Source organism: Caballeronia telluris, assembly GCF_001544495.1.
Taxonomy (GTDB): domain Bacteria; phylum Pseudomonadota; class Gammaproteobacteria; order Burkholderiales; family Burkholderiaceae; genus Caballeronia; species Caballeronia telluris.
Map to the genome: position 1 here is coordinate 1 of NZ_FCNZ02000095.1, position 2670 is coordinate 2670.

Annotated in this window: 2 protein-coding genes and 1 pseudogene; 1 reads left to right on the forward strand and 2 read right to left on the reverse strand. The window is 58.7% G+C overall.

Annotated features, from left to right (window positions below; translation table 11 throughout):
- Positions 1 to 21: 21 nt before the first annotated feature.
- Complete coding sequence (locus AWB66_RS32180) at positions 22 to 243, reverse strand: hypothetical protein (RefSeq protein WP_125469885.1); 222 nt, start codon at positions 241 to 243, stop codon at positions 22 to 24.
- 75 nt (positions 244 to 318) lie between these two features.
- Here AWB66_RS32180 and AWB66_RS32185 point away from each other — a divergent pair, with 75 nt between their 5' ends.
- Complete coding sequence (locus AWB66_RS32185) at positions 319 to 1857, forward strand: hypothetical protein (RefSeq protein WP_087634016.1); 1539 nt, start codon at positions 319 to 321, stop codon at positions 1855 to 1857.
- Positions 1858 to 1945: 88 nt separating this feature from the next.
- On the opposite strand, the pseudogene AWB66_RS32190 reads toward AWB66_RS32185, so the two are convergent.
- Positions 1946 to 2670, reverse strand: a pseudogene (locus AWB66_RS32190) (IS30 family transposase); the annotation flags it as partial.

Consider the following 2670-nt stretch of genomic DNA (forward strand, 5'->3'; position numbering starts at 1 on the left):
GAATCCGCGTTTTACTTCACTTCAAACTGGCGCCATTACGGCGATCATCCCCGGCGTCATTACGCCGATCCGTGACATCTGCCCCCGGGAACGTACTTCAAATCGACTCAACTCGGCGAAGGCATCTTCGAAATTGCCCTCGTTCTGGGGGGCACCGTTTCGGCCGGTACGTTCACTGCGGGCGTTCTGGATTTCCTCATTGAAGCTTTGGACCAATGGGAAGAGGCTCGTCAGAAAGAGCACGAGCAAATCGAAGAGGCGGTCACGAAGAACGGTGGTAATCGGCCCGCGCCGACAGTCCCTCAGCATTGGGTGCGTTTGCGCATTGCCACGGGTACCTCAGGAGGCGGGATATGCGCGCTACTCCTTGCGCGAGCGCTCCACTATAGATTCAAGCCGGCAAGTGCCAAAGCTGGACACGAAACGTGGGCAGCCAACCCCTTCTACTCGGTCTGGGTTGACGACATCGACATCTCCCACTTTCTGGAGAACACTGACCTCGTAGCTCAGGCCGGGGGCTCGCCGCCCGCAGTAGCCGCGCTGTTAAATGGGAAAATCCTCGAAGCGATTGCCGAGAAAGGCCTCAAATACTGCCCAGCGGAAGACCAGGCGCCGCTACCGTGTCGTCGGTATGTGTTCAACCCTCTCCCAATCGTTGTGACCTACACGCACCTGACGGGGGTTCCTTATAAGGTCGTGTTCCGAGGCGAGGCGGGTCGCTCTGAATATTTCATAAATCACGCGGATTACATTCGGTTCTACGCTGACTATGTCGGCGCACCAACCTTTGACCCACGCGCCGCCGCGCCCGATGGAAAACACATCGGACGGCCTCCTCTTCCGTGGACGAACTTTGCTCAATATGCGCTGGGAACATCCGCCTTTCCTGTCGGACTGCCGGCTCGTATCGTCCAGCGGGACGCCGACAACTACAAGTATCGCTTTGTGTACGACCCAGCCTCGGCAAGCTACGAGTGGTTGACGCCCGACTGGGCGAACTTTTGCAGCCTCGAGCCGGGAACACCGCCCTACCAATTCGCTGCCGTTGATGGTGGATGCACCGACAACGAGCCGATTTTTTTGGCTAGGCAAGTCCTCGATGGCATCGGCGGAGAACCAGCGAAGCTGACTTCTACGGAAACAAACCGGGCGGTCATCCTGGTCGACCCTTTTGCAGACGCCCCAAAAACGTCAATACCTGCGGATAGCATGACACTCACGTCTCTGCTGGCACCGACGCTTGCGATGTTCGTTCAATCAAACCGCTTCGCCACAGCAGACCTCGTTCAGTTTCTGCATCCCGAGGTGTACAACCGGCTGCTCGTTACGCCGAGGCGTTCCAATCCAGCCCCGGGTGGCGCGGCTCCTGCCTTTCTCACCGGCGGAGACGCCTTGTGCGGCGCAGGACTGGGCGGATTTCTCGGCTTCATGTCCGCTGAGTTTCGGCACCACGACTTCATGCTCGGTCGGCGAAATTGTCAGGCTTTCCTGGCTTGGTCACTCACGCTCGATAAGCGGAATCCTGTCTTTGCTGGCCCGCGCCCAGCTATCGGAGTGCTTCCCCCCGGGGTGACCATCCCGGAAGGGGAATGTCCCGTCATTCCTCTTTACGGCACTGCTGCCAACATAGAGCCGGAACCGGCGTGGCCAAACAAAGGTTCCTTTGACGCAAAGTCGCTGGAGCCGGCTCTTGAGGCAAGGGCTAAGGAGATGCTTCATCGAGTCCCAGGCTTCCTAAAGTTTAACGAAATCGAAGAGCTAGGCTTTGCCGCGGTAAGAGGACTGCTAGCGGGAAAAATCTCAAAGAAGGTGATAGAGAAAATCGAGTCGGAGATGAAGGGAAAGGCTCTTCTCTGATTGGCAGAAAGCTCTCTCCTTCGGGGACGAGAAGACGCAATCCAGAGCTTCACAGTGGGCGGTTTCAAGCCGAAGTGCAACAGGGGGATTAGTGTTTAGCGTCTCGAGGTTGGCTTGCTGAGGCGAGCGTGGCGGCGAAGACGTCGAACGGCGAATAGAACGCGTGGGTTGCGCGCGGGCGGTTGTTCAGGCTGTCGGCGATAGCATCGAGTTCGTCCTGTGTGTTAGACCGAGAGGTCGGTTCCTTTGGGCAAGTATTATCGCAGCAAGCCGTTGGTGTTTCTCACATGTGCCGCGTTGCCAGGGGCTATGGGGGTCACAGAAGTACACGCGCACGCCGGTGGCCGCGGCGAGTTCCTGGTGGCGCGTAAGTTCCTTGCCTTGGTCATAAGTGAAGCTCTGGCGCAGGGGTTCAGGAATCGAGTTGAGTTTGGCCGAGAAGCCCGCCAGAGCTGAGGCGGCGGTAGCATCGTCCATCTTGGCAAGCAGCACCAGCCGGCTGGTGCGCTCAACCAGCACGCCAACGGAGGATTGGTTCCCAGCGCCCTTTACAAAGTCGCCTTCCCAGTGGCCAGGCAGCAGGCGGTCCTCGATTTCGGGCGGGCGTACGTGAATACTCACCATGTCGGGAATCTGCCCGCGTCGGTCTGTGCCGCGCGTGCGCGACATGCGGGTGTTGTGGCCGTGGCGCAGGCAGGCAATCAACTGGCGGCGCAATTCGCCACGCGGCTGAGCGTAGATAGCCGTGTAAATGGTTTCATGCGATACGTGCTGGGTGGGGTCAGTCGGATACATCCGCCTAAGTGTGCCCGA